This window comes from uncultured Ferrimonas sp., assembly GCF_947489035.1.
In the GTDB taxonomy this organism is placed as follows: Bacteria; Pseudomonadota; Gammaproteobacteria; order Enterobacterales; family Shewanellaceae; genus Ferrimonas.
The window spans coordinates 153246-175506 of the sequence record NZ_CANLCI010000005.1 but is presented as its reverse complement, the minus strand read 5'-3'; the positions used below and the strand labels follow the sequence as shown (position 1 = coordinate 175506).

The window sequence follows — 22261 nt, the reverse complement described above, 5'->3', positions numbered from 1 at the left end:
ATACAACACCCAAGTGGTTTTGCGGATATCGCAGAGCTTGTGAGATTGTTGAGAAAAATCAGCTTACCAAATTACGTATTTTGTCTGATGACAATAGCGCTGCGGCCCCACCTGATCCCATGCCGAACTCAGCAGTGAAACGCAGTTGCGCCGATGGTAGTGTGGGAGTTCCCATGTGAGAGTAGGTCATCGTCAGACACTTATTTAGAATCAAGCCCCGTCCTTTGGACGGGGCTTTTTTCGTTTGGGTGTTTTAGTTTTTAGCGATGTTTTCTGCTGGATCTCTGCAGTGCTGATAACCAAGGGTAGTCCTAGAGCCCGAATTACCCGCAGGGCGGGCAATTGGCTTTGATAGCGCGTGCGCCAGTTGTCACCATCCTAAGTTGGCTGGGGCTGATGGATTGGCCTTACCCATTGGCACCAATGCACAGATTCCAGAGCTGTTAGGGCCGGGGCGGCAACCCAGCAGTGGCGTGATTGACGTGCCGCGACATAGCCCAACGATCTTTAACGTGGGCTTGCTGCAACAAGGATTGTTTTGGGACTCGCGGATTGAACGTGTTGGCAACGGCATTGCTACCCCAGATGGTGACAGTAGAGGGCTCGATCCCGCGGCCGGCAGTAACCTTTTGGCGGCCCAGGCAGGGTTTCCGGTAACGTCTGCAGCCGAGATGAAAACGGCAGAATTTGAGCCCTTGGCTAGCAACGCTGCGATCCGCAATCATTTGTCTGCGCGACTTGGGGGGTATGGCATTGGCGCCGATGAACTCTCACTCAATAAATGGTTTCAGGCATTTCAGCAAGGATTTGGTCGCGATGAAGACGCGACAACCTTAGTGACCTTTACTCACGTCGCAATTGCGATTGCTGCGTATGAGCGCTCTTTGCAATTGATTGATTCGTCGTGGAATCGCTATCTAAGTGGGGAGCTGACTGCGTTGACCGATCAGCAAAAACAGGGGGCTGAGCTGTTTTTTAGCACGGCAGACGATGGCGGTGCCGGGTGCGTGGCTTGCCATTCTGGCCCCGCTTTTACCGATGAGCAGCACCATGTGATCGCCTTTCCGCAGTTTGGCCCAGGCAAAGGGGATGGCAACCACGATGACTTTGGTCGCGAGCGGGTAAACAGTGACGTTGATCAGCGCTACGCTTTTCGTACGCCGTCACTGCTGAATGTGGCGCTCACCGCCCCCTATGGTCATGCGGGCAGCTATGCCGATCTGGATGCGATATTAGCGCACTACAATAACCCTCGGCAACGGGTGAACGCCTTTTTGAACAACAGCAATGGTGCCAAATGGCGTCGTTTGATCGCGTTGCCAACTGTGGTTCGTTGTTTCCAGAGTCGGCCAATAACAGTGAGCTGGCACTGGCTCAGTTACGACGATTGCAGCAGAATCGCAGTTTATTACCGCAAATCAACCTGAATAATACCCAACGGCAGCAGTTGCGGGCGTTTCTGGAAAGCTTGACCGATCCCTGTGCTTCGGATGCCAATTGCCTGGCCCCATGGATAGCCAATGACGATGACGACATGGATGGTCAGTTGTTGCGCGCCGAAGATGCAAGCGGTGAGGCACTGTGATGACGGTGTGAGTTTTATTGGTTAAGGACGGCTATTCTCAACGGAATCTGATTCAAATCAGGATGCGGTGTTCACTTGCTAAGCAACGATGTTGAGAATGGCGATTTTCGCTGCAGATCTCCTCTAAATCGTTGTTCATTCATGTTATAAAGCGAACGCTTGTACGCTCAATTAAAACACCTGTAGGAGATCGTGTTGAAGACACCTTTAGAGCAGTTCCATTTGGTGGCCATGCTACGTCAACGTATGCAACAGATGCCTGATGCCCCCGCGTTACGTTACCAAGCGCAGAAACAGTGGCAAGACATCAGTTGGCAGCAATTTGGCCTGTTCGCCGATGGGATCTCTCGCGCGTTGTTGGCGTTAGATATTGGCGTACAAGACAAACTCGCCATTTTTGCGCAAAACAGCCCACAGTGGACGATTGCCGATCTGGCGATTGCTCAGCTGCGCGCGGTAAGTGCACCAATCTACCCAACCAGCACCAGCGAGCAAGCGGCCTACATCATTAATGATGCTCAGGCGAAGGTGCTGTTTGTGGGCGGCCAAGAGCAATACGATAAAGCGTTGCAACTGATCGAACTGTGCCCGACCTTGACGCACATTATCTTGATGGATAAGGCGCTGGTTAAGGTGGCGTGTGCGGTGACGGTAGTTCACTGGCAAGAGCTGCTGGATGGCGATCACCACAGCCTACAGGGTGAATTAGATCAACGGATCAACGACAGCCACCTGGATGATCTACATACGCTTATCTATACCTCGGGCACCACCGGTGATCCAAAAGGGGTGATGCTGGATCAGCGTAACTTCGCCAGTGCCATTCGTCAGCACTGTGAGTTTATTCCATTCCACAGCGGCGACGTCACTCTGGCCTTTTTGCCACTGTCTCATGTGTTTGAGCGGGCGTGGACCATCTACGCATTAAGCCAAGGTGGCACCAACGCCTATCTGCTTAACCCTGCTCAGGTACAAGGGGCACTGAAAGAGATCCGCCCCCATGCGATGTGCGCGGTGCCGCGCTTGTTTGAAAAGATCTATTCCGCGGTGATGGATAAAGTGAGCAAGGCTCCTAAGGGACGCCAGCGCTTGTTCCAATGGGCCTTGCATCAGGGCCATAACCATTTCTTAAAAGACCAAGGCGAGATGCGCTTTGGCCCGTGGCGCACCTTTAAGTGGATCGCGGCTGACCGACTCGTGTTATCGAAGATCCGCGATCAGTTAGGTGGCCGCATTCGAATGATGCCTTGTGGCGGCGCGGCGTTGGATCCGCAGGTTAATCGCTTCTTCCAATCGGTTGGTTTATCCGTGTTGTGTGGTTTTGGCATGACTGAAACAACGGCAACGGTTACGGCCAGTCGCCCTGGCAACATTGGCATTGGCAGCAACGGCACCCCATTGCCTGACGTTGAACTGAAAATTGGCGCCAACGACGAAGTGCTGGTGCGCGGTGATACCGTGATGCGCGGTTACTATCACCGCCCAGAAGCCGATGCCGAAACCTTTACCGAAGATGGGTGGTTACGCACCGGGGATTGTGGTCGTTTGGATGAACAGGGACGATTGGTGATCACCGATCGCATCAAAGAGTTAATGAAAACCTCGAACGGCAAATACATCGCACCACAACGGGTGGAAGGGATGTGCAGCCGTGAACCCTTGGTGGAACAGATCGCCATTATTGCTGATGCCCGTAACTACGTGTCGGCATTGATCGTACCGGCATTTGAAGCACTGGAAGCGTGGGCGAAAGAGCGCAATATTCCCTACAAGGACAAATTGGAACTGCTGGAAAACGCCAAGGTCAACGCTCACTTTGAGGAGCGCCTAAAAGAGGTGCAGCAAGAGTTGGCGAAGTTTGAACAGGTGAAGAAGTTTACGCTGATCAACCGTGAGTTCAGCCAGAAAATGGGGGAGATCACCCCAACCTTGAAGCTGCGTCGTAAGGTGATTAACCAACGCTTCGCCGCCGAGATTGAGTCGATGTACAAGAAAGTGGTGCAGCTAGACTAAGGTCTTGTCTTGTCTTGTCTTGGCAAAAAGGCTCCCACTGGGAGCCTTTTTTGTTGTAGCTTCAGGCAATTGCCACAGACCTAAGGATAAGTCGATGTTTGAACTGCAGCTGTCTCCGCGTTTTTTTGAAACCGATGCATTGGGGCACATCAACAACACGGTGGTGCCGGTGTGGTTTGAAGAGGGACGGACCCCGATCTTTGAACTGTTTGTGCCGCAACTGGAGTTGGGGAACTGGAATTTGATCTTGGCGCGGATCAGCGTCGATTTTATGGCTCAAATCTATTACGGCCAGCCAGTGACGATCCGAACCGGCCTAAATAAGCTGGGTAACAGTTCGTTTGAAGTGTGGCATCAAGTGGTGCAAGCAGGCAACGTGGTGGCGCGCGGGCAAGCGGTTATGGTGCATTTTGATTACCAAGCGCAGCGGGCAGCGCCTATTCCAGCGGCGATCCGCACTCAGCTTCAGCCGCACTTGCTGCCAGAACCCGATCAGTAATAGTGAGCGAATAACATAACCAAAGGGCGCCGTAAGGCGCCCTTTTTGTCGGGGTGGTGATGACCGAACCGAGTTACAGCTTGATGCTGCTAAAGTCGCTGTGCACGCTGTGCTTACCGGTAAACAGGTTGTCGGTACGGACAATCTGCATGGTTTGCAGGCCAGCTTCGGCAGCGGCATTCAGCTCTTCTAAGTCATCAGACACATACAACACTTGGCGTGGCCACAGCGATACGGTGTTTAAGATGTTCTTGTAGGCTTGTACGGTTTTCTTCTGACCTAAGTTGGTATCGAAGTGGCCGTAGAACAAGTTGCTGAGATCGCCTTGGTCGCTGTAACGGAACAGCAGTTCTTGGGCATCGGCAGAGCTGGAAGAGTAGCTGTACAGACGCTTGCCTTCACCCTGCCATTGCTGCAGTGCAGTGGCGGCATCAGCGAACACATGGCCTTTAAAATCACCTTGCAGGTAGCCTTGTTGCCAGATCAGCCCTTGCAGGGTTTTCAGTGGCGTTGCCTTGTTGTCTTGTTCGATCCACTCCAGCAACAAGCTGGTGAGTTCGGCCAAATCGGCGTCGTTACGTCCACTTAAGCGGCGCACATCCTGCAGCAGGGTGGCAACCGAAAAATCATTTTCATGCTCTTGCAAGAAGGTGGGTAACGCCTTGGCAGAATATTGAAACAACACCTCTTTAATAAAGGCAAAATCGGTCGTAGTACCGGCGGTGTCGACAATAATTGCTTGAATTCCCATTTGTTCCTTCCTAGTAGGCGCTGTGATTACAGAATAGCAGGCTGAGCCCTTGGGCAACACCAGTCACTGTGTGATCCAGCGGACATTTTCGTTGCTTATTTACACCCTGAAGCGATTGCGCTTAGGGGCAACGTTGCCTTGGTCGGCAATAGCACCATAAAACGTGACGTTGGTGTTGCTGGCGTGATTGTAAAGCCTGTGCTTTTCAGTGCAAAACCCTATTTTTATCACCCTGGCTATTGATTGGAAGTAACGGAAAGCGCTGTCTTTTTTCTGGATGATTTGTATGCTGACAAGGCGCAATTTGAAGCACAGGAGAGGCAGGCGATGTCGTTGCAGCAACAGGTAAGCCAATGGTTGGCACAAACCGGCGTTGAGTTGAGTGCCGATGGCCCCTATTTGGCGTTGGTGTTGTCACTGGGGTTGGTTGCGTTAGCGTGGTTAAGCCTCTGGCTTGCCCGAGGGGCTGTGGGGTTAATGTTGGCCAAGCTGAATGCACAGTTACCGCTCACTTGGCACAGTGGTTTACAGCGCCATCGGTTGCTGCCTAAATTGGCGCGTTTAGTGCCAATGGTGCTGCTGAGCTGGGGCGCGCCGCTGTTGTTGGCACCGTGGCCAACGCTGTTGCTGGTGATCGATAAATTGCTGCACCTGTGGCTGCTGCTGTTGGCGGTGTCGCTGTTGTTTGCGCTGCTCGATACCCTCTTTGATGCGCTGCAAGCCAACCCGCTTAGCCGCCGTTTGCCACTGCAAAGCATGGTGCAGTTAAGCAAACTGTTTTTGGTGTTGATCAGCCTGATCTTAATGCTGGCGGCACTGCTGGATCGCTCGCCGCTGTATCTGCTCTCGGGGCTGGGGGTTGCAACCGGTCTGTTGCTGCTGATCTTCCGCGATACCATTTTGGGCTTTGTTGCGGGGATCCAGTTGTCGATTAACCGCATGGTTAGTCGCGGCGACTGGGTGCAGATGGATCAGTTTGGGGCCGATGGTGAGGTGTTAGAAGTGAGCCTTACTACGGTTAAGGTGCAGAACTGGGACAAAACCATCACCATGATCCCCGCTTATGCGATGGTCTCTAATGCCTTTCGAAACTGGCGCGGCATGTCAGAAAGTGGTGGCCGCCGGATCAAACGAGCCCTGCTGTTGGATCAACACAGCATCGATTTTGTTGATCCGCCAACCTTAGCGCGATTAAGTGAAATCAATCTGCTGCGTCCTTATCTGGAACAGAAGCAACACAGCATCGCCAGCACGAACGCCACGCTTACCAACCTGCAGCAACCCAGTAATGGCCGCAGGCTAACCAACATTGGCTGTTTGCGTGCTTACCTCTTGGCCTATCTGCGTCAGCATCCGGCGATTCACCAGCAGCAAACCCTATTAGTGCGGCAGTTGGATCCGCGTTCCGAGGGCTTGCCTCTGGAGATCTACTGCTTCAGTAATGACACTCGCTGGGAGCAGTTCGAGGCGATCCAAAGTGACATCTTCGACCATGTTTTCGCCATCTTGCCGCAGTTTGGCTTGCGTACCATGCAGCAACCCACCGGCGCGGATCTGCGCCAATGGCGCGGGGCGATCACAGCCGATCTTGTTCAGACCGGTAGTGAGGAATAGGTTGCGGAAAGCGGCCTTGAAACTGGCGGAAAAACGCCAATAGCTGTGCCATATCGGCGGCCTTGCTGTCGCCGGGGTAAAGGGCATCGCCAATCACAATGCGGCGCTGCCGAAAATCGAACGCCACCGGCACAATGGGCACCTTGGCCAGAATCGCGATGTGGTAGAAACCGGTTTTCCAACGCGCCACTGGCGCACGGGTGCCTTCCGGCGATAGCGCCATCACAAAGCGGGGTTCTTGCTGGAATAATGCGGCAATGGTTTCAACCAGATTGTTGGCCTGAGTGCGGACCACTGGGCGGCCACCAAGGGCACGAAACAACCAGCCAAAAGGGGGCTTAAAGAGCTGATGCTTGCCGATAAAGCGGGCGGGGATCCGCAATTGTCCTTTGGCAAGAATGCCCAGAATAAAATCCCAGTTGCTGGTGTGGGGGCCAGCAATAACCACAAACTTCGGCAGCGCAGGCAGCTGCCCTTCAATGCGCCAGCCCGCCAATTGCAACAGCGTTTTGCACAGCGGGCTGATCATCGCTTAGTGCTCGTGGGGCACGGAGGCAGGCAATGACTGGCCATGATCGTGGCCATCGCCGTTAAAGTGCAGTTCTTGATCATGCTGATGGCCCTCTGCTTGGGAACCATGATTATGGCCAAAAAATAGCATCATTGACGACAAGAACAGCATGCCAATTGCGGCACCAATATAGTGGCCACTGCTTAAATGCAGCTTGTGGCTGTGGCCATGGGGGTGGTGGTGCTCGTGGGGGCGGTGCAGCAACACGTGCATGATCGAACCGGTGACAAAGGCTTGCAGCCACAGCAGTTGCTGTGCGGCAAACATCTGTTGCAGTTCGTCACCAGCCACAAAGCCGACAACGGTCAACACCATCATCATGCCCAGCACCGTTGCGGCAACTAAGCGCCCAAATGCCGGTCGCAGCAGCCACCAAATGGCCAACCCGGCCGGTAAGCGATGCAACACGACCCCCAGTGCCAGCATGCCGTTGGTTTGTTGCTGGGCTAGGGCCACAGCACCGCCATCAGTGATGGTGTGCAATAAGATCCCAGCCAAGCCCAGAAACAGCGTGACGTTGTGGGTGTAGTTCGACACCTTGCTGAACAGCTTTTCGGCAATGGTGGGACCGGCGATCCCCAGTAGCACGAACGGCACCATAGACCAGCCGGCTTCACGCCACAGCTCGGGCAGAATGTCGAACAGCACCAAGCCACCAAGGGCAACCAGTACAAAGGCACTGATCCCATGTAGAAAACGCGGGCGCTGACGCAAGCCGTGGTACAACAACGGCCCGCAAGCCAGCACTAAAATACTGGCGATTAAATAATGCATATTGGGTTACACGTAGTTTTTGGGATTGAGGCGAAACTCTTCCGGCTTAACGGCGCGGACAATTTTTTCGCTATTGCTGGAGCTGGACAGATCCAACTCCTCCACCATGATGTGGGTACCGATGTGGGTATTGTAGATAACCTTCACTAACGGCAACAATGGATTTGCTTTGGATTCCAGCACAATGGCAATCACGCCATTAGAGAGCTCGACAAAGCTGCCCGGTGGGTAAACCCCAATGCAGTTAATGAATTGGTGCAGCAGCTCGTTATCTAACTGGTGTGGCGCCATATCAAGCAAGCGTTTTAGCGCCTGCGGCCCGGTTAAGCCGCGGCGATACACCCGATCGGCGGTCATGGCGTCGTAGATGTCACAGATGGTGATCATGCGGCCATAACGGCTGATCTGATCCCCGCGCAGCCCCGAAGGGTAGCCACTGCCGTCGAGTTTTTCGTGGTGCTGGGCAGCCACGTCCAAACTGATTTTGTTGATCCCTGGGGTGGCTTTAATGATCTCACGGCTGTGCATCGCGTGGGATTTCATGATGGTGAACTCGGCATCGGTTAATTTGCCGGGCTTGTTGAGGATCTTTTCAGGGATCTTGATCTTGCCGATGTCGTGCAATAACGAGCCAACACACAGGTGGTGCAGCTCTTCGCCAGACAACCCCAAATGACGACCAAACATCACCATTAAAATGGCCACGCCGATGGAGTGTTCCAACAGGTAGTCGTCTTTGTCTTTAATCAGACGTAAACAACTTAAAGCGCTGTCGTTACGGAATACGCTGTCGATGAATTTATCGGCGGTGTCATCCACCTCTTCCAAGTCGATGGTGTCGCCTTGGTAGAGGCTTTCCATCGTTCGCTGTTGCAGCTGCCGCGCTTCATCGTAGAGCTTTTGCGCCCGGGGCAGTTCCTGTTTTATTGGCGCAGGTTTGATCTGGCGCTTAACCTTAGCTTTTTCTTCGGTTTTAGGGTGCAAACTCACGCTTGAACGGTCAAAATCCACCATCACCGATTCCACCCCCCGTTGCTGCATTACGCGCAAGATTTGGGGGTTACGAATAAGTCCTTGTTGACGAATGCCGAGTAGATCGTGGCCTGGAATGTCGACTATGTACATTCCTAGGGTGACTTGGCTGATCGGGATAGGCTTAATCATTTAACAATTCGGGTGGCAAAACTTCGGTAGTGACTGACCGTCATATGGTCGCGCATTTTCCGACATGAGCCAATCAAAACCTGCTTTAAACTCGATTCATTGGAGATTTTTTACATGGAAACCTTTTCAGCGGCAGTGATGTTGTTCTTGATCATGGATCCGCTGGGTAATTTGCCCATCTTTATGTCAGTGTTGCGTCACGTTGAACCCAAACGTCGCCGCAAAGTGCTGATCCGCGAGCTGGTGCTGGCATTGGTGATCATGTCGCTGTTCCTTTATACCGGCGAGTCTCTGCTGAGTTTCTTGAACCTGCGCGCCGAGAGCGTATCGATTGCCGGTGGCATCATTTTGTTCCTGATCGCCATTAAGATGATCTTCCCTAGCGAAGGCGGAGTGATGGGACACGATGGCGGCCAAGAGCCCTTCATTGTGCCCTTGGCCATCCCCCTGATCGCCGGACCCTCGGTCTTGGCGGCGTTATTGCTGTTATCCCACACCGATCCAACCCGGATGACCGATTGGAGCATCGCCCTGTTTGCTGCCTGGGCAGCCAGTTCGGCTATTTTGCTGTTCTCTGGCGTGTGCCACCGCATCTTGGGCGAGCGAGGCTTGATCGCCATCGAACGCCTGATGGGGATGATCTTGGTGATGTTGTCGGTGCAGATGTTCCTGGATGGGGTAGCCAAGTACCTTGCCTAAGGATCCCATCGGTTTAGGTCGCCCTTACTATACTCATACGTTAGTGAGCCAGCGGCACCGATAATCGGGTGTACTCGCCGTTGGTCAGACGGCGAGGAACACTTTCATGGATTCGTTTATCGCGCTAGAACAGCACGCCAGACAGTGGCAGCGGTTGTTGGATACCCTAGCGCTTGCCACTCGTATGCCCGGCGCCTATGTCGCCCGATGTTGCAGTGTCGAACTGCACGTACTTGCCACCAGCAGCGATTGCCCCGTTCATACCGACTGCGGCGCGCGCCTTCCTATTTTTAACCTCTATTGCGAACAGGTGATGCGCCAAGGGCAACCGGTGATCATCGAAGATGGCAGCACCGATCCCAATTGGTCTGGCAGCCGTGAACAGCAAGCGGGGATCTTCAGCTTTATTGGTTACCCAATCCACGCCCCCGATGGCAGCGTCTTTGGCACCTTGGGCTTGTACGATGCTCAGCCTCGGCGGGTCAAGTCCGCTTGGCGTGAGCTGATGCGGGCGGTGGTCACCATCATCGAACGAGAGCTCAAACAGTATGAAGACCGGCAACTGTTGTTGCTGGAAAACCGCACCGATGCCTTAACGGGGCTCAGCAACCAGCAAGGCTTACGCATGGCGCAGGAATCCTTGCGGATCTGGGGCCAAAGCTTGTGCGAGCACTTTGTCGAACGCAGTGCGATCGGGGTGGTGTGGCTGAAGGTTGAAGGGTTGAATCGCATTGCCGAACAATTTGAGCCGGGGCTCACCGACATTATCTTGCAGCACATCGCGTTGCAGCTGAAGCAGGGGATCCGCAAACACGATTTAGCCGTACGCTGGCGCGACGACCAATTTCTGCTATTGCTGCCCGCGATCAGCGCCAGCGAGCTGCAAAATCGAGGGGAAGGGGTGCGGCAACGGTTGCAAGAGCAAGCGGTGCAAACTCAGCAAGGGCCGCTGTTGTTGTCGTTATCCGTGGCCACCGCCGTATGGGATGGCCACGGCGAACTGCCGCTGACTTTAGCGGCTACCGGGTAAAGCGTTCGTGGTCGCTTGGGCTGCGGTTGTCGGCACTGGTGTCGCTATCGGCACGGTGCTCTGGCTTAGCCGCCGCTGCTGCCAACATTTTTTCCGTGTGATTCCAGCTTAAAATGGCAAACACGCCAAACAGCAACATGTCTTGGTACACCAGCCACGTTAACGGCTTACCTTGGCGGAAGCGAAAGCCGGCACAGCAGGCAATGTGGCCAACAACCGTGGCTTGAAACAGCAACTGCATCAGTTGTTCGTACGGATCGGGCCACGGCCAAATAAAGTTAGCCAGCAACACAAACCACACCACCGCCATGGTGGTTTTTAAGAGATAGAGCAGGGTTTTCATCGTTATCCTTTCCGATATAAACGGCTGATCACTTGGCCGCTTTTCTTTTCCCGGTGCAGTTGCCAATCGGCCGGCACCGCCAGTTCACTGAGCTCCGCCTCGGACTCAACGTAGATCCAGCATTGTGGTGCCAAATAGCCGTTGGTCGCTAAGGCAGCAATGGTGCTGTTATACAGATCTTGTCGAAACGGAGGATCGACAAACACCACATCATAAGCCGCAGTGGCGGTTTGGTTTAAAAAGGTCAGGGAATTGCCTTGGATCACCTCGGCGTGGGTTACCCCTAAGTCAGCCACATTACGCTTAAGCTGCTTTGCTGCTGCGCCATCAAGCTCAAGCAGGGTGGCGTGGGCGGCGTAGCGCGACAGCGCTTCTAAGCCGAGTGCGCCAGAGCCACTGAAACAATCCAACACGCGGGCGCCGTCAATGTCGTTCATTAGCCAGTTAAACAGGGTTTCACGAACCCGATCGGTAGTGGGACGCAGCCCCTCCACATTGGCCACCGGCAACTTACGACCCCGCCATTGGCCGGCAATAATGCGGATCTGGCCGCTGCCCTTGGTGGCAGCGGTAGCACTTTTGTTACTTGGACGGCGTACTCTCGCCATGATGACCTCGGATCCTGACCTATTTCTGGGTAGACTATGCCCCCAGAAAATCCGCTATTTTAGCAGGGCGAGGGCCAATGTGGGCAGCCTCGACCAAGGTTAAGGACTCAAAAACATGGCCAAGGGCTTCTTTTCTTGGTTCCGTCGCGACAAAAAAGGCGCGGAGCAACCGGCAGCAGCACCAGCTGAGGCAGAACAAACAGAACAATCGGTAGCGGCGCAACAGACCGAGACCGAATCAACCGATCCCGTGCAGGCTGAACAGCTTGACGCCCAGCGCATCGCCGAGGAAGCCGAAGCTAAGCGTATCGCCGCGGAAGCCGAAGCCGAGCGTATTGCCGCGGAAGCCGAAGCTAAGCGTATCGCCGAGGAAGCCGAAGCTAAGCGTATCGCCGAGGAAGCCGAAGCTAAGCGTATCGCCGCGGAAGCCGAAGCTAAGCGTATCGCCGCGGAAGCCGAAGCTAAGCGTATCGCCGAGGAAGCCGAAGCCAAGCGTATCGCCGAGGAAGCCGAAGCCAAGCGTATTGCCGAGGAAGCCAAAGCTAAGCGTATCGCCGCGGAAGCCGAAGCCAAGCGTATTGCCGCGGAAGCCGAAGCTAAGCGTATCGCCGAGGAAGCCGAAGCCGAGCGCATCGCCGCGGAAGCCGAAGCTAAGCGTATTGCCGAGGAAGCCGAAGCTAAGCGTATTGCCGCGGAAGCCGAAGCTAAGCGTATTGCCGCGGAAGCCGAAGCGGTTGATCAACACACCGCCGCGCGCCCAGAAAAGCAGGGTTTCTTTGCCCGCTTAAAGGCGGGGTTACGTCGCACCAGTGCCAACATTGGTGGTGGCTTTGTGGCGCTGTTCCGTGGCAAGCAGATTGATGAAGATCTGTTTGAAGAGCTGGAAACCCAATTGCTGATGGCCGATGTAGGGGTGGAAACCACCACACGGATCATCAACAGCCTGACCAAGCGCGCTGAGTTTGGCGAGCTGAAAGATTCTGATGCGCTGTTTAAGTACCTGCGTGAAGAGTTAGCGCAAACCTTGGCGCCGGTGGATAAGCCGCTGGTTATCGACAACGCCGATGGGCCGATGGTGATCCTGATGGTTGGCGTTAACGGCGTGGGCAAAACCACCACCATTGGTAAGTTAGCGAAGCAGTTCCAAGCCGAAGGCAAAAGCGTCATGTTGGCCGCGGGCGATACCTTCCGTGCCGCTGCAGTGGAGCAGCTGCAGGTGTGGGGCGAACGCAACGACATTAACGTGATCGCCCAGCATACCGGTGCCGACAGCGCTTCGGTGATCTTCGATGCCCTGCAAGCCGCCAAGGCGCGTAACGTTGATGTACTGATTGCCGATACCGCTGGCCGCTTACAAAACAAAGCGCACCTGATGGAAGAGCTGAAAAAGATCGTTCGAGTGATGAAAAAACTGGACGAAAACGCCCCCCATGAAGTGATGCTGACCTTAGACGCCAGCACCGGCCAAAACGCCATTAGCCAAGCGCAGCTGTTTAACGAAGCGGTGGGCTTAACCGGCCTGACTCTGACCAAACTGGACGGCACCGCCAAAGGGGGGGTGATCTTTGCCCTTGCCGACAAGTTCGACATTCCCGTACGTTACATTGGGGTGGGCGAAGGCATTGATGATCTGCGCCCGTTTGACGCCGATACCTTTATCGACGCCTTATTTAGCGAACAGGAATAGATGCGCCAATGATCCGGTTTGAGCAGGTCAGTAAAATTTACGCAGGGGGCCAAACGGCCCTCGATAACGTCGACTTTCATCTGCAACGGGGTGAAATGGCGTTTCTTACTGGCCACAGTGGTGCCGGTAAAAGCACCTTGCTCAAGCTGATCACCGCGATTGAGCGGCCGACCATGGGTCGAGTGGTGGTCAACGATGCCGACATCGGCAAGTTAAGCCGCAGCCAAGTGCCTTATCTGCGCCGCGACATCGGCATCATCTTTCAAGATCACAACCTGCTGATGGATCGCAGCGTGTTCGACAACGTGGCCTTGCCGCTGCAAATCGAAGGCTTTAGCGAGCGTGAGATCAACAAGCGGGTGCTGGCGGCGTTAGACATGGTCAATCTGGGCGATAAGGTTGAATTTGCGCCGATGCAGTTATCCGGTGGTGAACAACAGCGGGTGGGCATTGCGCGCGCGGTGGTGGCTCGGCCCGCCTTGTTGCTGGCGGACGAACCCACCGGCAACTTGGATCCGGCCTTGTCGATGGAGATCTTACGGCTGTTTGAAACCTTTAATCGCGCCGGCACCACGGTCTTGATTGCCACCCACGATTTGGGGCTGATTGCGCGGATGCGCTACCGCACCTTAACGTTGGGGCAGGGGCAACTGCTGAACTCTGAGGCGGTGGCATGAAACGCAGAAAACTTTCGGCCGGTCGCCGCTTTACGGGGTTCTTTGCCCAGCACGCGAAGCAATTGGTGGCCAGCCTCGGAGAGCTGTGGCGCACGCCGGTGACCTCGCTGATGACCATGCTGGTGCTGGGCTTCAGCTTAAGTTTGCCAACGCTGTTGCTGGCGTTGTCGAACAGCGCCGTTAAGGTTGAACAACAGTGGCAAAGCAGCGCCCAGATCAATCTGTTTTTGCAGATGGATCTGGTGGAAGCCAGCGAGCAACAGCTGCTGGGTACGCTGCGCGGCATGGCACAATTGAGCAGTGTGGAATACCAAAGTGCCGAGCAGGCGCTGCAGGAGTTTCAAGCCAACAGCCGCTTTGCTGGCGCCTTGCAATATTTAGACGATAACCCGCTGCCGGCGGTGATTAAGGTGGTGCCATCACGGCAGCACCGCAGTGGTCAGGCCGTGCGCGCCTTGCAGCAGCAGCTGCAAGCCTTGCCTCAAGTCAGCCTCGCCCGCTTGGACTTGGACTGGTTAGAGCGATTGCAGGCGTTATCCAATACTGCCCGCACCACGGGATCGGCGCTGAGCCTGTTGTTGATTTTGGCGGTGGTGCTGATCACCGCCAATACCATCCGCTTGGGGATCATGCAGCGTTTTCACGAGATTAAAGTGATGAAACTGGTGGGGGCGACCGAAGCCTTTATTCGGCGGCCGTTCCTGTACAGCGGCTTATGGCTGGGGCTGATGTCGTCTTTGTTGGCGTTGGTGCTGGTGAATGCGTTGCTGATTTGGCTGGATGGGGCGATGGCGCAACTGCTTAGCCTGTACGACAGCCAGCTGCGGTTAGACGGCTTAACCGGCAGCCAAGTGGCCACCATGATGTTCAGTGCCTGTGGCTTAGGCTGGTTGGGGGCGTATCTGTCGGTACGACGCCATCTGCGCGCCATCGAACCGCAATGATCCCATCTGGCCCCAGCATCTTGGTTGGGGCCTGATCTTTGTTTGGCTGTTTTGGTTCGGATCCACTTACTGATCCTGACGTTATTGCCGCCATTTGCCACACCTTTCCTTACCGCCAGCGCCATTCGCCGAGTGAACCTTCGTATCACAGCTGGGTCTATGGTTGTCCCAGCAGCGATAACATTAACTTGCAACAGGCAGTCTGCTAAACTGCGACCCTTGCAGACGTAGAGGTAGATAATGAGCGATCCCAAACCGAACATGGCACTTATGGTTGTCCCCCAGGGACACGGCAGCTTGGAGAGTTATATCCAAGCGGTCAATGCCATCCCCATGCTGTCGGTAGAGGAGGAGCAATACCTCGCACGCCAAGTGGTGGGTGGCGACATCGATTGCGCCAAGCAGTTGATCATGGCCCACCTGCGCTTTGTGGTGCACATCGCCCGGGGTTACTCAGGCTACGGTTTACCCCAAGCGGATCTGATCCAAGAGGGCAACATCGGCTTGATGAAGGCGGTAAAACGCTTTGATCCAGATGTAGGCGTGCGTTTGGTGTCGTTTGCGGTGCACTGGATCAAAGCCGAGATCCACGAATACGTCTTGAAGAACTGGCGCATTGTGAAGGTGGCCACCACCAAAGCGCAGCGCAAACTGTTCTTTAACCTACGCAAAGCCAAGAAACGCTTGGGTTGGTTCAGCCACGAAGAGGTGAACACCGTGGCGGAAGAGCTGGGTGTCTCTCCGAAAGAGGTGCTCGAGATGGAAGCGCGCTTGGCCGCCCAAGATGCCGCCTTTGATCTGGGCCCAGACAGCGACGACGATGAAGGCAGCAGCTATGCGCCAGCGTTGTTCCTGCAAGACGATAATTCCAACCACGCCGATGTGATTGAAGCCCAAGATTGGGAAGATCAATCCCAGCGCCGGTTGCTGGCGGCCATGAACACCTTGGACGATCGCTCCCGCGACATTCTTACCGCCCGTTGGTTGGATGAACCCAAGCAAACCCTGCATGAATTGGCTGCCCGTTACGGCGTTTCTGCCGAGCGCATTCGTCAGCTGGAAAAGAACGCCATCAAGAAACTTAAAATCGCGATGGAAGGCTAACGGCATGGAGTGCCGCTTAGGCTGCGGCGCTTGCTGCATCGCCCCCTCAATCAGCTCTCTCAATAAACCCGCCGGTGAGCGTTGTCGGCACCTGAATGCGGATAATCTGTGTGCGATTTTTGGTCAGCCAGAGCGACCTAAAGTGTGTGCGGATTTTAAGGCTTGCGCTTGGGTTTGCGGCAGCAGCAATGCGGTGGCGTTAACCAACCTGATTGAGTTAGAACAACTGACCAGCTAACGGCTTAGAGCCAATTCGATTTCGGCAGTGGGGTTGGCGCAAACGGCGCGCCGATCAACTGCGCTACCGGCACCACTTCCACCCCATCTTGTTGCTGCGCTAACTGCGGCAATTGCTGCTGCAAAAACGCCATAGTGTCAGGGTAGGGGTGACCGATCACCACCACCTTGCCATGCTTGCGGGCGATCCGCAGGGCTTGTTGCCACTGCTGTTGCAAGACGTCGATCCCCGGTGCCGGATCCAAAAATACATGCCGCTTGGCGCTGTGGATCCCATGGGCTTGAGCTTGCTGATGGGCTTGGCTGGAACTGATGGTCAGGCTATCAATAAAGAACAATGGTCGCTTCGCTAACTCCTCCATTACCCAGCCCATGCGTTCGCCATCGGGGGTAACCGCACTGCCCATATGATTATTGACCCCACTGACGAACGGAATGTCCGCTAACGCTTTCTTTACCCGATATTGCACCTGCCATTTGTCTAACTGGGTGTGGATGGCATAGGGGCCCGGGTTTTTGCTGCCAGCCGTGGCCATCGGCAGGTGCAACATCAGCTCGCGCTGCTGCTGCCACGCTTGCAGTGCCAAACGGCGGCCGTGCTTACTAAAGGGCAGAAATGAAAGGGTTACGTTGGTGGGCAAGGTTAAGGTGATGTCGTCGCCATTGCGTTCGCCCACATCGTCGATGATCAGCGCCATTTGTGCTGCGTTGGCGTTACCAAGCAGCGATAGTCCCAGCAGGGCTATCGCTGCGAAGTTACTGATTAAGCAGGTAATCGTATGCGGCAAACAGTTGCGGATCATCGGTCCATTGATTCGATAAACTCAGATTGGTCACTATATCGTCTTCTGTGGCCGCTGCCAAAGCCACGGGCAGATCGGGCTTAATGCCCTGTTGATCGATGAAGGTGCCGTTGGGGGTGGCGTACCGTGCGGTGGTGAGTTTTACGGCTCCGCCGTGGCCCATCAGTGGGATCAAACTTTGCACCGTGCCTTTGCCGTAAGAGCGTTCCCCCAGCAGTTTGGCTCGGCCTTGGTCCTGCAGCGCCCCCGCCACAATCTCGGCGGCGCTGGCGCTGCCTTGATTGATCAACACCACCACTGGCAGATCCCCAAACAGGTTGTATTCGGTGGCGTGGTAGTCGCTGTTGGCATCAAAAAAGCGGCCGTGGGTGGTGACAATGGTGCCTTGGCTTAAGAACATGTCGGCAATCTGCACCGCGCTGTCGAGTAAGCCTCCGGGGTTGTTACGCAGATCCAGCACCAACCCTTTTAGCTGCTGTTGTTGCAGCTGGCGGGCGGCTAGGCGCACTTCAAAGGCGGTGCGGCTGTTGAAGCTGGAGATTTTTAAGTAGCCAACCTCTTGCGCCAATAAGCGACTGGCGCTGGTGGCGATATCAATGGCGGAAGGGGCGACCTGAAACTGGATCGGCTCGGTGGCGTTGGGGCGTTGCAGCACCAGTTTTAATGAGCGGTCATTCAAGCTGGCTTGTTTGATGTAGGCGATCAAGGGATCCAAGTTATCGGCACTGGCGGTAAGTTCATCCACCTGCAGCAGCACATCGCCGGGCAGCACCCCAGCGGCAGCAGCAGAGGAGCCGTCCAGTGGGGTGATAATGCGAATTTGCCCCTCTTCTACCGCCACTTCTAAGCCGTAACCGTAATAGTGGCCGCGGTTGTTGTCGCGCAGTAACGCTAGGGTTTGAGGGCGTAGGTAACTGGAGTGGGGATCGAGCACTTCCAACATGCCTTTTAGGGCACCATCGAGCAGCTGCTGTTTATCTACCTCGTCGACGTAATAATCGTCCACCAGTTGTTGCACACTGCTGAGCAGTTGAAGGGTTTGCTCCGAAGTCGGCGCTGTCAATTCCGTCTGAAGGTCCTGCTCGGCCCACGCGAATGGGCTGAGGAACAGGATGCCGACCAGCAAGGTTGATAGGTGGCTCATGGCCCCTCCTTACTGATCACATGACGGGAGTCGGATCTTAGCTTTTTTTGAGGAAATGCTTGGGATCTACTGCGCGCCCCCGATGGCGTATTTCGAAGTATAGTCCGGGCTTATCAACGCCGCCGGAATTGCCGCTTAATGCCAACACTTCGCCGCTACTGACCGGTTCGCCAACGGATTTTAACAAGGCTTGGGCGTGGCCATAAAGGCTGAGGTACTCCTCGCCATGATCCACCACCACCACTAAGCCGAAGCCTCGCAGCCAATCGGCAAAAATCACCTGACCATCGCCAATCGCTTTCACTTCCCGGCCCGATGGGGCCGCCAACAACCAGCCATTCCACTTCAATTGGCCTTGGCGGTGGCTGCCAAATCCTTGCGCCAATCTGGCGGCCATTGGCCAAGGAAGCTGGCCTTTATCGGTTAAGCCAGGGTAACCGCTGGATTGGGTCAGCAGCTGCAGCGCTTGCTCGATGGCGGCGGCTAACACATCGCGGTTTTCCTGCATCCGGTTGAGTTGCTGTTGCTGTTGTTGCAGCTGGGCTTGCAGGTTTTTCAGGGCACGTTCGCGTTCGGCCAGATCTTTTTGCAACTGCTGTTGCTGGCGTTGGCGCTGTAGGTGCAGAGCCTCTTGTTGATCGCGCACCTGCTGTTGTTTAAGCGCCACTTGTGTGAGCTGTTGTTCGGTTACTTTAACCGCGTCGATGGCGTCAATGCGCGCCTGATTAAAGTATTGGTAGTAGACCATCATCCGCTCCAGTTGGGCGGGATCGTCGTTGCTCAGTAGCACCGCGGCACTGTCGTTGTTGCCGCTCATCCACGCGCTGCGAAGCTGCGTGGCAAGGGTGTCTTGTTGCGCTTGCCGGGTGCGTTCTAATTCGGTTTGTTGTTGCTGCAGTTTGCTGAGCTGTTGCTCTGCGGCGGCCAGCTTCGCGGCACTTTGGCGTAACGCCGAGGTGCTGCCGCCAACCGCTTTTTCTGAGCGACGCAGCGCCTTTAACTGCTTGTTCTTTTTCACCTGACCTTGAGACAGCGCCGTTTGTTGGCGCTGGATCTGTTTGGTCAGCTGCTGCAGTTGTTGCTGTTGCTGCTCAACGTTGTCGCTGGCGTAAGCCGGCAACGCCATAGGCAGCCACAGTGCCAATAAGGCACTGCAGCCAGCAGCAAAGGCGCGCTTAAGTCGCATCAGTTTTTCAGGCTAAGCAGTGATTGGCCGGTCATCTCTGCTGGGATCGGCGTGCCGATCAATTGCAGCATGGTTGGGGCGATATCAGACAGGGCACCGCCTTGGCGTACCTCGGCATCGCGGCCCACGTAGATGAACGGCACCGGCTCACTGGTGTGGGCGGTGTGTGCTTGGCCGGTGACGGCGTCTTGCATCTGTTCGGCGTTGCCGTGATCGGCGGTGATGATGCACTCGCCGCCGGTGCGCTGCAGCGCCGCAACCACTTCGCCAACACAACCATCAACCGCTTCACAGGCTTTCACCGCGGCATCAAAATCGCCGGTGTGGCCAACCATGTCGCCGTTCGGGTAGTTACAGATGATCACGTCGTATTCGCCGCCATCAATGGCGCCAATCAGCTTGCTGGTTAACTCGGCGCTGCTCATCTCTGGGGCCAGATCGTAGGTGGCAACTTTGGGTGAGTTGATCAGCTCGCGCTGTTCGCCGGCAAATTCCGCTTCGGTGCCGCCGTTGAAGAAAAACGTCACGTGGGCGTATTTTTCGGTTTCGCTGATCCGCAGTTGGGTTTTACCCGCGTTGGCCAGTACTTCCCCTAAGGTGTTGTTGAGCTCATTTGGCGGGAAGGCGCAGGCGGTGTCGATGTCCGCAGCGTATTGGGTCAGCATCACTACGCTGGCCAACGCTGGCGTTTTCGCGCGGGCAAAACCGGCAAAGTCTGCCTCGGTAAAGGCGCGGGTGATCTGGCGAGCGCGATCGGCGCGGAAGTTCATGAAGATCAGCGCATCGCCGTCGTTCATGGCCACACCATCACCAATAACCGATGGCGCAACGAATTCGTCGTTTTCATCACGCTGATAGGCCGCAGTCAGGGCCTCTTGGGCGCTGTTGTATTGCTGCTCGCCTTGGGCTTCGGTCAGCAGGCGGTAGGCTTTTTCTACTCGATCCCAGCGGTTGTCGCGATCCATGGCGTAGTAACGGCCAATGATGGAACCAAATTGACCGGCGCCCAGTTCGGCAAACAGCTGGTCAAACTCCGCGATGAAATCGGCGGCGCTGCGTGGTGGGGTGTCGCGGCCATCCAAGAAACCGTGCAGCACCACCTGCTTGGCGCCTTTGGCGACCGCCATTTTGATCATCGCTTTGATGTGATCTTGATGGCTGTGCACACCGCCGGGCGACAACAGCCCCATAATGTGTACCGCACCGTTGTTGGCGATGGCCGCATCAACCGCCGCCACTAGGGTTGGGTTGTGCTCAAATTCGCCGTCGTCGATGGCTTTACCAATGCGGGTGAGCTCTTGGTAGACCACGCGGCCAGCGCCGATGTTGATGTGGCCCACTTCAGAGTTGCCCATCTGCCCATCAGGCAGGCCCACATCCAAGCCAGAGCCGGAGATCAGGCCGCTGGCGGCGTTGTCCCACAGGGCATCGAGGTTCGGAGTATTGGCGGTTGTGATGGCGTTATCGGCGGTCGGTTCGCGGGAACCCCAACCATCGAGGATCAGCAGAGCGAGAGTTTTCTTGGCGGTGGTCATGGTAAGTCCTTGGGCAACATAGAAGTATCAACGGATACTTCGTTACAGGCGCAAAACCTTAGTGTATAACGAGCAAGCTCAGTTGAACCAGTTATCGACCAATCCATTAGTGTTACCCAAGTCGCAAAGTGAGTTTAAGTCGCGATGTGATGAGGATTTAACAGCAGTGGATCTGGGCATTGGGTATACTGACGCCCCTAATTCGCCCCAGTTTGACAGTAAAAACAGGCTTAATCATGCAAGAATTTATCGATTTTGTACTTCGTAACGCCCTGATGTGTGGCATCTGGTTGGCGCTACTGGTGATGGTAGTGATCTCTTTTGTTCAGGCCAAAATGAACAAGGTGGCCACCGTTACTCACGCTCAGGCCACCATGCTGATCAACCGTGAAGACGCCAAAGTGATCGACGTGCGCTCCCAAGACGAGTTCCGTAAGGGTCACATCGTTAACGCCATTCACACCGAATTGGCCGAGATTAAAAATAATCAGTTGGCTGCCGTTGAAAAGCTTAAGAACAGCCCCATTATTGTTGTGTGTAACGCTGGGATCAGTTCTAGCCAAGCTGCCAAGATGTTAGTGCAAGCTGGCTTTGACAAGGTGCATAACTTGCAGGGCGGCATGACCGAATGGAATGCTGCCAACTTGCCAACCGTACGCGGAAAACGTTAATTCCAGATTTATTTTTGTTTCGGTTTCGAGGTAGGGTATCTGCCTTGAAACAAGAGTCACCGCGGTTTTGGTCAACCTATGGACTAGATCGGCGACGGACTGCCCGAAAAACGACAACAATATTAAGGTTAAGACTATGTCTGAAGCAGCAACTAACGAACAAACCGCACCAGTTTTTCAAATTCAGCGCGTTTACACCAAAGACATCTCTTTCGAGACGCCTAACTCTCCGGCTATCTTCCAGAAGGAATGGAAGCCAGAAGTTAAACTGGATCTGGACACCCGCTCTAACAAGCTGGCTGACGATACCTACGAAGTGATCATTTCTATCACCGTAACGGTGAAGGTTGAAGAAGACACTGCGTTCCTGGCGGAAGTACAGCAGGCTGGTATCTTTACTGTAGCGAACCTGCCTGAGCCACAACTGGCCCACGCATTGGGTGCCGGTTGCCCGAACATCCTGTTCCCATACGCTCGCGAAGCCGTAGCAAGCCTGGTTAACCGTGGTACTTTCCCACCACTGAACCTGGCACCAGTAAACTTTGACGCCCTGTTTGCCCAGTACATGCAAAAGCGTCAAGCAGAAGCTGCTGAGCAAGCTGACGCATAATCAACCGGAGTT

Annotated in this window: 23 protein-coding genes and 1 rRNA gene; 14 read left to right on the top strand and 10 right to left on the bottom strand. The window is 55.0% G+C overall.

Going from position 1 to position 22261, the window contains the following annotated elements; all coding sequences use genetic code 11:
- Window positions 1-83 precede the first annotated feature (83 nt).
- From rrf to Q0796_RS05285, 4 genes are all read left to right on the top strand, one after another.
- Window positions 84-198, top strand: a 5S ribosomal RNA gene (gene rrf / locus Q0796_RS05300).
- A gap of 143 nt (window positions 199-341) precedes the next feature.
- Window positions 342-1427, top strand: coding sequence for a cytochrome c peroxidase (locus Q0796_RS05295; protein ID WP_298440880.1), 1086 nt, complete (start codon window positions 342-344; stop codon window positions 1425-1427).
- Window positions 1428-1816: 389 nt separating this feature from the next.
- Window positions 1817-3598 (top strand): long-chain fatty acid--CoA ligase, encoded by a 1782-nt coding sequence (locus tag Q0796_RS05290; RefSeq protein ID WP_298440878.1) that lies wholly within the window; start codon window positions 1817-1819, stop codon window positions 3596-3598.
- Window positions 3599-3692: 94 nt separating this feature from the next.
- Entirely contained in the window at window positions 3693-4097 is a 405-nt protein-coding gene (locus tag Q0796_RS05285; RefSeq protein ID WP_298440867.1) for a thioesterase family protein, read from the top strand.
- Window positions 4098-4170: 73 nt separating this feature from the next.
- Here Q0796_RS05285 and mtnC read toward each other — a convergent pair whose 3' ends face one another.
- Window positions 4171-4848 (bottom strand): acireductone synthase, encoded by a 678-nt coding sequence (gene mtnC / locus Q0796_RS05280; protein ID WP_298440866.1) that lies wholly within the window; start codon window positions 4846-4848, stop codon window positions 4171-4173.
- 327 nt (window positions 4849-5175) lie between these two features.
- On the opposite strand from mtnC, the gene Q0796_RS05275 reads away from it, so the two are divergent.
- Window positions 5176-6462: a mechanosensitive ion channel domain-containing protein gene (locus tag Q0796_RS05275; protein WP_298440865.1), complete on the top strand. Its 1287-nt coding sequence runs from the start codon at window positions 5176-5178 to the stop codon at window positions 6460-6462.
- Here the strand turns inward: Q0796_RS05275 and Q0796_RS05270 are convergent.
- The 3 genes from Q0796_RS05270 to Q0796_RS05260 are packed head-to-tail and all read right to left on the bottom strand — an operon-like array spanning window position 6425 to window position 8971.
- The gene (locus Q0796_RS05270; protein WP_298440863.1) at window positions 6425-6991 is read right to left on the bottom strand and encodes a lysophospholipid acyltransferase family protein; all 567 of its coding nucleotides are present in this window, start codon (window positions 6989-6991) and stop codon (window positions 6425-6427) included. The two genes, Q0796_RS05275 and Q0796_RS05270, sit on opposite strands and share 38 nt — an antisense overlap.
- A 3-nt stretch (window positions 6992-6994) precedes the next feature.
- Window positions 6995-7807, bottom strand: a complete 813-nt coding sequence (locus tag Q0796_RS05265; RefSeq protein ID WP_298440861.1) for a hypothetical protein — start codon at window positions 7805-7807, stop codon at window positions 6995-6997.
- Between the two features lie 6 nt (window positions 7808-7813).
- On the bottom strand, window positions 7814-8971 hold the full coding sequence (locus tag Q0796_RS05260; RefSeq protein ID WP_298440858.1) for an HD-GYP domain-containing protein: 1158 nt from the start codon (window positions 8969-8971) through the stop codon (window positions 7814-7816).
- 114 nt (window positions 8972-9085) lie between these two features.
- Between Q0796_RS05260 and Q0796_RS05255 the strand changes: the two genes are divergently transcribed.
- Both Q0796_RS05255 and Q0796_RS05250 read left to right on the top strand, forming a co-directional pair.
- Window positions 9086-9670, top strand: coding sequence for a YhgN family NAAT transporter (locus Q0796_RS05255; RefSeq protein WP_298440857.1), 585 nt, complete (start codon window positions 9086-9088; stop codon window positions 9668-9670).
- Window positions 9671-9776: 106 nt separating this feature from the next.
- The gene (locus Q0796_RS05250; RefSeq protein ID WP_298440855.1) at window positions 9777-10700 is read left to right on the top strand and encodes a diguanylate cyclase; all 924 of its coding nucleotides are present in this window, start codon (window positions 9777-9779) and stop codon (window positions 10698-10700) included.
- Here Q0796_RS05250 and Q0796_RS05245 read toward each other — a convergent pair.
- Together Q0796_RS05245 and rsmD are read right to left on the bottom strand one after the other, a co-directional pair.
- A complete protein-coding gene (locus Q0796_RS05245) occupies window positions 10690-11043 on the bottom strand; it encodes a DUF1145 domain-containing protein (protein ID WP_298440853.1) in 354 nt (117 codons plus the stop codon). The two genes, Q0796_RS05250 and Q0796_RS05245, sit on opposite strands and share 11 nt — an antisense overlap.
- 2 nt (window positions 11044-11045) lie before the next feature.
- The gene (gene rsmD, locus Q0796_RS05240; RefSeq protein ID WP_298440851.1) at window positions 11046-11651 is read right to left on the bottom strand and encodes a 16S rRNA (guanine(966)-N(2))-methyltransferase RsmD; all 606 of its coding nucleotides are present in this window, start codon (window positions 11649-11651) and stop codon (window positions 11046-11048) included.
- A 115-nt stretch (window positions 11652-11766) separates the two neighbouring features.
- Between rsmD and ftsY the strand changes: the two genes are divergently transcribed.
- The 5 genes from ftsY to Q0796_RS05215 all read left to right on the top strand — a co-directional run bounded on the left by ftsY (window position 11767) and on the right by Q0796_RS05215 (window position 16301).
- Entirely contained in the window at window positions 11767-13338 is a 1572-nt protein-coding gene (ftsY, locus tag Q0796_RS05235; protein ID WP_298440850.1) for a signal recognition particle-docking protein FtsY, read from the top strand.
- 8 nt (window positions 13339-13346) lie between these two features.
- On the top strand, window positions 13347-14015 hold the full coding sequence (gene ftsE / locus Q0796_RS05230) for a cell division ATP-binding protein FtsE (protein ID WP_298440848.1): 669 nt from the start codon (window positions 13347-13349) through the stop codon (window positions 14013-14015).
- Window positions 14012-14959 carry a permease-like cell division protein FtsX gene (gene ftsX, locus Q0796_RS05225; protein WP_298440847.1) on the top strand — a complete coding sequence of 316 codons (948 nt, stop codon included), beginning with the start codon at window positions 14012-14014 and terminating at the stop codon, window positions 14957-14959. Before ftsE ends, ftsX begins: the two co-directional genes overlap by 4 nt.
- A 240-nt stretch (window positions 14960-15199) precedes the next feature.
- Window positions 15200-16063: an RNA polymerase sigma factor RpoH gene (gene rpoH / locus Q0796_RS05220; protein WP_298440845.1), complete on the top strand. Its 864-nt coding sequence runs from the start codon at window positions 15200-15202 to the stop codon at window positions 16061-16063.
- Between the two features lie 4 nt (window positions 16064-16067).
- Window positions 16068-16301: a YkgJ family cysteine cluster protein gene (locus tag Q0796_RS05215; RefSeq protein WP_298440843.1), complete on the top strand. Its 234-nt coding sequence runs from the start codon at window positions 16068-16070 to the stop codon at window positions 16299-16301.
- Window positions 16302-16305: 4 nt separating this feature from the next.
- Here Q0796_RS05215 and Q0796_RS05210 read toward each other — a convergent pair whose 3' ends face one another.
- From Q0796_RS05210 to gpmI, 4 genes are read right to left on the bottom strand one after another with little or no spacing between them, the layout of a single operon-like run.
- On the bottom strand, window positions 16306-16998 hold the full coding sequence (locus Q0796_RS05210; protein ID WP_298440841.1) for a divergent polysaccharide deacetylase family protein: 693 nt from the start codon (window positions 16996-16998) through the stop codon (window positions 16306-16308).
- A gap of 58 nt (window positions 16999-17056) precedes the next feature.
- Window positions 17057-18247 (bottom strand): S41 family peptidase, encoded by a 1191-nt coding sequence (locus Q0796_RS05205; protein ID WP_298440840.1) that lies wholly within the window; start codon window positions 18245-18247, stop codon window positions 17057-17059.
- 37 nt (window positions 18248-18284) lie between these two features.
- Window positions 18285-19433, bottom strand: a complete 1149-nt coding sequence (locus tag Q0796_RS05200) for a peptidoglycan DD-metalloendopeptidase family protein (protein ID WP_298440839.1) — start codon at window positions 19431-19433, stop codon at window positions 18285-18287.
- Window positions 19433-20968, bottom strand: a complete 1536-nt coding sequence (gene gpmI / locus Q0796_RS05195) for a 2,3-bisphosphoglycerate-independent phosphoglycerate mutase (protein WP_298440838.1) — start codon at window positions 20966-20968, stop codon at window positions 19433-19435. Before gpmI ends, Q0796_RS05200 begins: the two co-directional genes overlap by 1 nt.
- Window positions 20969-21204: 236 nt before the next feature.
- On the opposite strand from gpmI, the gene Q0796_RS05190 reads away from it, so the two are divergent.
- Window positions 21205-21639 carry a rhodanese-like domain-containing protein gene (locus Q0796_RS05190; RefSeq protein ID WP_298440836.1) on the top strand — a complete coding sequence of 145 codons (435 nt, stop codon included), beginning with the start codon at window positions 21205-21207 and terminating at the stop codon, window positions 21637-21639.
- A gap of 136 nt (window positions 21640-21775) precedes the next feature.
- Window positions 21776-22249 carry a protein-export chaperone SecB gene (secB, locus tag Q0796_RS05185; RefSeq protein WP_298440834.1) on the top strand — a complete coding sequence of 158 codons (474 nt, stop codon included), beginning with the start codon at window positions 21776-21778 and terminating at the stop codon, window positions 22247-22249.
- Window positions 22250-22261: the final 12 nt, after the last annotated feature.